General features: G+C 45.8%; 3 protein-coding genes. All 3 read left to right on the top strand.

Annotated elements, in window-relative coordinates:
- Positions 1–298 precede the first annotated feature (298 nt).
- The 3 genes from nifJ (at position 299) to ilvD (ending at position 7,343) form a co-directional block, all read left to right on the top strand.
- Entirely contained in the window at positions 299–3,820 is a 3,522-nt protein-coding gene (gene nifJ, locus B2U90_RS03095) for a pyruvate:ferredoxin (flavodoxin) oxidoreductase (RefSeq protein WP_292017069.1), read from the top strand.
- A 183-nt stretch (positions 3,821–4,003) separates the two neighbouring features.
- Positions 4,004–5,419: an FAD-binding oxidoreductase gene (locus tag B2U90_RS03090; RefSeq protein ID WP_292017068.1), complete on the top strand. Its 1,416-nt coding sequence runs from the start codon at positions 4,004–4,006 to the stop codon at positions 5,417–5,419.
- Between the two features lie 256 nt (positions 5,420–5,675).
- Positions 5,676–7,343 carry a dihydroxy-acid dehydratase gene (gene ilvD, locus B2U90_RS03085; protein WP_292017067.1) on the top strand — a complete coding sequence of 556 codons (1,668 nt, stop codon included), beginning with the start codon at positions 5,676–5,678 and terminating at the stop codon, positions 7,341–7,343.
- The last annotated feature ends 29 nt before the right edge of the window (positions 7,344–7,372 follow it).

Raw genomic sequence — 7,372 nt, 5'->3', positions numbered from 1 at the left:
GGGCAAAGTAAACTTTGATAAAGCTCATGAAGATGCCAGCAAATTAGACTAATTATTGATGGACATATGTCTATACGCAATCCCTGCTTTTTGTAATCAGAAAAGCAGGGATTGCTGTTATATTTTATAACTGATAAAAAGGTAATAATACTAACATGTATGTCAAAAAATTGCAAACGAAACGAATATGGTTTGTAGTATGCTTATACAAGATAAATTAAATCCCATCCAAAGATGATGAGATTTGCAGATTACAGAAGGGATTCTGCATTATTTTTTTAGGAGAGGTGTCAATAGAATGGAAAAAGTGTTTAAGACTATGGATGGCAATACGGCGGCTGCGTATGTGGCATATGCATTCACAGAAGTAGCATCTGTATTCCCTATCACACCATCGTCCCCGATGGCGGAACACATTGACGAATGGGCTGCGCAGGGCCGAAAAAATTTATTCGGTCATACTGTTAAAATGCAGGAAATGCAGTCTGAAGGCGGTGCCGTAGCTGCTATGCATGGTGCATTACAGTGCGGGGCACTGGCTAATACGTTTACGTCTTCCCAGGGCCTGATGCTGATGATTCCGAGCATGTTTAAAATTGCTGGTGAATTGCTCCCCGGGGTTTTCCATGTCGCATCTCGTACAGTTGCTTCGCATGCACTGACTATTTTTGCGGAACACAATGATGTCATGACCACACGCAGCACGGGCATTGCCATGCTGGCTGAATCGAGCGTACAGGAAGTCATGGATTTGTCTGCCGTAGCTCATGCTGCTGCCATTTCCAGCCGGGTTCCTTTTATGAACTTCTTTGACGGCTTCCGTACGTCTCATGAAATCCAGAAAATTGAAGTCATTGATTACAAAGATTTGGAAAAATTCCTTGATAAAGATGCACTGCTTGCCTTCCGTCAGCGCGCTTTAAATCCGGATAATCCGGTTTGGCGTGGCGCCTGTGAAACCGGTGACATTTATATGCAGCATCTTGAATCGCGTAATAAATTCTACGATGTCATTCCCGATATGGTAGAAGAATATATGAAAAAGGTACAGGAAATCACTGGCCGCGAATATCATCTCTTTAATTATACCGGCGCGCCCGATGCTGAAGATGTCATTGTTATCATGGGCAGTGGGGCAGAAGTTACAGAAGAAGCTGTACGCCGTCTCGTTTCCCAGGGTCGTAAAGTTGGCTGTGTCAATATTCATTTATTCCGTCCGTGGTCGGAAAAACATTTCCTGGCTGCTTTACCGGAAACGGTCAAACGTATTGCCGTCCTCGATCGTTCGAAAGAACCGGGTGCTAACGGTGATCCTGTATACCTTAGCGTAGCTGCCAGCTTTGCAACGGCTGCCAATGCACCGCAGGTATATGCCGGACGTTTTGGCCTGGGCGGAAAAGAATATTTGCCGGCTGATGTCGTAGCTGTATTTGATAATCTTGCAAAAGAAACTCCGAAAAATCACTTTGTCGTCGGCATCGTGGATGATGTTACGAACCTTTCGCTCGAACGCACGAGTGATCTGAATCTGGGACAGGAAGGATTACATGCCTGCAAATTCTGGGGATTCGGTTCTGACGGCACGGTCGGAGCTAATAAATCGGCTATTAAGATTATTGGCGATAATACCGATCTGTACGCTCAGGGATATTTTGCTTATGACTCGAAAAAATCTGGTGGTGTCACTGTATCCCATCTCCGCTTTGGTAAAGAACCGATCCGTATGCCGTATCTGGTTCACCAGGCTGATTTTATCGCATGCCATCGTCAATCGTATGTTCATAATTTCGATTTGCTTCAGGGCATTAAAGATGGTGGTACCTTCCTTCTGAATTGCACCTGGTCTAAAGACGAATTGGAAGAAAAGTTACCGGCCTCTTTAAAACGCAGCATTGCCCGGAATCATGTGAAATTCTATATTCTCGACGCGGTTGGGATTGCCCGTAAGATTGGTCTGGGCGGCCGTATCAATATGGTTATGCAGTCGGCATTCTTTAAATTGGCGAACGTCATTCCTCTGGATCTGGCTATCAGCAAGTTAAAAGATTCTGTCGTTACTTCGTATGGCAAAAAAGGTCAGCATGTTGTTGACATGAACTGGGCGGCTATCGATGCTGGTGTTAAAGCTATTGTTCCTGTGGATTATCCCGCTTCCTGGGCAGATGCTGTAGATGCTCCGGCAGAACCAGTAAAACATAGCAAATTCTTTGAACAATTTGCTGCTCCGATGGAAGCCCTCCAGGGCGACACCTTCCCCGTTTCCATTTATGATGGCTGGGAAGATGGCACATATCCTCTGGACACAGCGAAAGAAGAAAAACGCGGTGCTTCCGTCTTTGTTCCTAAATGGGATGTGACAAAGTGCGTTCAGTGTAATAAATGTTCCTTCGTATGCCCGCATGCAGCTATCCGTCCATTCCTGACAACGGCGGAAGAAGCTGAAAAAGCTCCAGAAGGATTGACCTATAAAGAAACGTTAGGTGCGAAAGAATATAACTTCACCATTGCTGTTTCAGTAAAAGACTGCCTGGGCTGTACATCCTGCGTGAAAGTCTGCCCGGCTGGTGCACTGGAAATGGCCAATTTCGATGATGAAGAATATAAAGCCAAGCTTTGGGATTATCTGGTTGATCTTCCGCAGAAACAGAACTTCATGGATAAGAAGACTGTCAAAGGTTCACAGTTTGAAATGCCCTATCTCGAATTTACCGGAGCTTGTGCTGGTTGTGCTGAAACACCGTACGCTAAAGTTATTACACAGCTTTATGGTGACCGCATGATTATTGCCAATGCCCACGGCTGTTCCAACGTTTGGGGCGGCAGCGCGCCGACACAGGGCTATAAGATGAACCAGCAGGGCCATGGTCCTGCATGGGGAAATTCCCTCTTTGAAGATAATGCCGAATATGGCTTCGGTTTCTTCCTCGGTGACCGCAGCAACAGGGAACTCCTGAAAGGATACGTTGATGATGCCAAAGAAGTGGCTTCTCCGGAACTTCGCGCTATCCTGCAGGATTGGGAAGACAATATGGAAGTAGCCGAAGGTACGCGGAAACGTTCTGATGCCGTCATCGCAGCACTGGAAAAAGAAAAAGATGGCAAGTTTGAACTGGAACGCGTTTACAGCATGAAACAGTATCTGATTAAGCGCAGCACCTGGATCTTTGGCGGTGACGGCTGGGCTTACGATATTGGCTACGGCGGCCTGGATCATGTCCTGGCACTGGATGAAAATGTCAATGTGTTTATTTTCGATACGGAAGTATATTCTAATACAGGTGGTCAGCCGTCCAAAGCTACGCCGACGGCAGCCGTAGGCAAATTTGCAACCATGGGGAAACGCACGAAGAAGAAAGACCTCGGCATGATGTGCATGAGCTATGGTTACATCTATGTAGCCCAGGTTGCCATGGGCGCTGATCCGAATCAGTTTATGAAGGCTATCACAGAAGCAGAAGCATATAACGGTCCTTCTATCATCATCGGATATGCACCGTGCATTAACCACGGTTTGAAAGCCGGTCAGGGCAGCAGCCAGATGGAACAGAAACGTGCCGTCGATGCCGGATATTGGCAGCTGTACCGCTATAATCCGGATCTTCTGGATCAGGGCAAGAATCCATTCAGCCTGGATTCCAAAGAACCGAAAGCCAATTTCCGTGATTTCCTTATGGGTGAAGTGCGGTTTGCTTCTCTGCAGAAGGTGGATCCCGATCAGGCCGAAGCGTTGTACAAGAAGACTGAAAAAGACGCTAAAGACCGTTACGAAAGCTACGTACGCACAAAAGAAGCTTTCGATTGGCAGTTAAATAATAAATAAATATAGTTCTGTCACATCTGCAGAGAGTATACTCTGATTAGATGACGATTGCATTGCAGATTGTAGTTCCTGCCGGTATTTTCGTTTCTCCCTTTCTCCGGCAGGGACGAATTCTGCTTTTTTTAGACAAAATATATGATTAAAACGCATGATAAGAATCCAAAATTCAGATAGGAGCTAATTATGACTCAATACAACCCCGTAACCGATGAAATAATGAAAGCTTTGAAACACATTGTAGGAGACCGTTTTGCATCGAATAATCCCGATAAATTAGTAGCGTATAAAACGGACCAGGAAGAAAATGTGATCTTTCAGCACATGCCGGAAGCCGTAGTATATCCGGAAACGACGGAACAAGTTGCGGAAATCATGAAGCTGGCGAACGAAAAATGCATCCCTGTTACGCCACGCAGCGGTGGTACCGGTCTTGCCGGTGGAGCAATTCCTGTCCGTGGTGGCATCGTTCTGGTTTTTGACCGCATGAATAAAATTCTTGAACTGGACCCGGAAAATCTCTATGTCCGCGTGCAGGCCGGGACTCCCACGTTGGAAATCCAGAATGCGGCTAAAGCATATGGACTTTTATATGCCGGAGATCCCTGTAGTACCGATGCCGGTTGTGAAATCGGTGGCAATATTTCTACAAATGCCGGTGGAAATAAAGCTGTCCGCTTTGGTACGACGCGGAATCAGGTGTATTCGCTCCGTTGCGTTACAGCCCAGGGAGAAATCATGGATGTAGGCGCCCGGTTAAAAAAACAGAGTACGGGCTATGCATTAGAACAACTGATTATTGGCTCTGAAGGAACTCTGGCTATTGTTACAGAAGCGACGCTAAAATTACAGGCCTTACCACAAAATACCATTGACATGCTGGCTATTTTTAATGATGTAGATAAGGCTTTGAAATTGCCAAATAAAATATTGAAAGCCGGCATTAATCCTATTTCGTTGGAACTTATGGATACGAATTGTATCCGTTTGTGCAAAAAAAATCTGGAAATCGATCTCCCTCACGCCGATGAAAAGGGTGTAACGTATGTCATTATTACTATCGATGGGCTTACGGCAGATGAAGCGGACGAAAAAATGGAAAAAATAGCAGACATCTGCGATGCTGTCGGTGTGGTAGACATGCTTATGGCGGATCAGGACCGTATCTGGAGAGCAAGAAGAGATATTGCAGAAGCTACCCGTATTGAAAGTCTTGTCTTCTATGCGGAAGATATTGTCGTTCCTGTCGATAAAATCAGTAATCTGATGAAAAAATTGACGGAATTGGAGGCGGCATACGGAATTCGCACGATGACAGCAGCTCATATCGGTGATGGAAATATCCATGTCCATGCCATGCAGTGCGACACTCCCGATGAAGTATGGAACAGCAAACTGGATGATTTCCATGCAGATCTCTATGGGTATGTATACCAGTTAGGAGGACGTCTTTCGGGCGAACACGGCATCGGTTCTAAAAAAATCAGGGAAATGGAAATGTTTACCCCGGAAGTTCCGCTTCAGTATATGCGGGCAATAAAGAAAGTATTCGACCCCAAAAACATATTGAACCCAGGGAAAATATTTACAGTCGAAGAATAAGGTATCCAGTATATCCTTTGTTTTACGATTAACGTAGCCGCCGGTGCTATCCTAATTTCTAACAGAGCAATAAAATTAAAGTAGAAGTCAAGATATTATGGAGAAAAAAACAGATAACATGGTATCCTTTTAACAAAGGTATTCAGAAATCAGATGTGAGACATGCAATTTTCTATATGCAAGAGGTATTGGTTCCGTGAGTACTAGAAAATGATTAAGTATGTGAAATTTATCATTTAAAGGAGACTTGTAAAAAATGAGAAGCGAAATTACGACTAAAGGCATTGAACGGGCTACCCATCGTGCGCTGTATTATTCCATGGGCTTCCTTCCGGAAGACTTAGAAAAACCAATCGTAGCAGTTGTAAATACCCAGAACGAATCCATGCCGGGACATGTACATCTGGATACGATTGCCAAAGCTGTCAAGGAAGGTATTATTGCTGCAGGAGGTACGCCGGTAGAATTTCCGACCATTGCTATTTGTGACGGTATTGCCCAGGGTCATTTTGGTATGCATTACCCACTGGCCAGCCGTGAACTCATTGCTGATTCTGTTGAATGCATGATGAACGCTCATCAGTACGATGCAATGGTCATGATTTCTAACTGTGATAAAATTACTCCGGGGATGCTCCTGGCTGCAGTACGGCTGAACGTACCGGCTATTCTGATCAGCGGTGGTACGATGGCAACCGGATGCATTGATGGCAAAAAAATCAATTATACAGATTTGATGGCCGATCAGGGCGATGTCGTCCGCGGTATCATCACCCGGGAAGAATTGTCCCGCCGTGAACAGGTAGCCCTTCCGGGATGCGGCGCATGTAATCTGCTTGGTACAGGCAATACGATGAATTATATGACCGAAGCCCTGGGCATGTGCCTGCCTGGTTCGGATAATCTGGCCGCAACTGGCCAGCGTCTGGCACTGGCTAAACGGACGGGCATGAAAATCATGGAACTTCTTAAAAAGAATATCCTGCCTCGTCAGATTGTTACGAAAGAAGCTATTGAAAATGCCATTACTCTCGATATGGCAATCGGCGGCTCTACCAATACGGTACTTCATCTGACTGCACTGGCCCATGCGGCAGGCATTGATTTTGATATTAATACATTCAATGAACTGGCAGAAAAGGTTCCTCATCTTGTCAAAATCAGACCAGCAACTAATGGATGCTATCCGGCTGATTTCCATTATGCCGGTGGTGTAAAAGCCGTGATGAAAGAATTGGATGATCTCGGCCTGATCCATGGTGATTGCATGACTGTAACGACGGAAACGATGAAAGAAAATATTGCCGATGGAAAAGTCATTGATGACACGGTAATCCGCGATATTGATCATGCGTACTCCAAGACCGGTGGTCTGGAAGTTCTCTATGGAAGCCTGGCTCCTGCAGGCGCCGTATGCAAAAAAGCTGCCGTTGCTCCTGAAATGATGCATCATCAGGGTCCTGCCCGCGTGTTCAATCAGGAAGAAGAAGCCGTTAAAGCTATTTATGGCGGCCAGATTAATCCGGGGGACGTCGTCGTCGTCCGCTATGAAGGTCCGAAAGGCGGTCCGGGTATGCGTGAAATGCTGACTGCTACAGCAGCTATCGTCGGGATGGGCCTTTCTAAAGAAGTAGGCCTTGTTACGGATGGCCGTTTCTCCGGTGCTACTTCCGGGGCTTGTGTAGGACATGTATCTCCTGAAGCGGCAGAAGGCGGTCCTATTGCCCTCGTAGAAGAAGGCGATATGATTGAAATCGATTTGAATACACGCCGCGTAGAATTGCACGTGCCGGAAGATGAACTTCAGCGCCGCAAGGCTGCCTGGAAACGTCCGGAACAGGATTATCTGCAGAAGGGCAGTTATCTCGACCGGTATTCCAAACTGGTAACATCCGCTATGGAAGGTGCCGTATTTAAGGACTAACCATTTTATCAGAGTAAAATAAGGAGTGA

This window comes from Megasphaera sp. UBA4233 (assembly GCF_002395615.1).
GTDB classification, from domain to species: Bacteria; Bacillota; Negativicutes; order Veillonellales; family Megasphaeraceae; genus Megasphaera; species Megasphaera hexanoica.
The sequence above is the reverse complement of the archived record's forward strand: the minus strand, read 5'-3'. Positions and strand labels throughout refer to the sequence as shown.

Coding starts and splice junctions, on each gene's coding strand:
- nifJ (WP_292017069.1), top strand. CDS start 299: ATGGAAAAAGTGTTTAAGACTATGGATGGCAATACGGCGGCTGCGTAT.
- B2U90_RS03090 (WP_292017068.1), top strand. CDS start 4,004: ATGACTCAATACAACCCCGTAACCGATGAAATAATGAAAGCTTTGAAA.
- ilvD (WP_292017067.1), top strand. CDS start 5,676: ATGAGAAGCGAAATTACGACTAAAGGCATTGAACGGGCTACCCATCGT.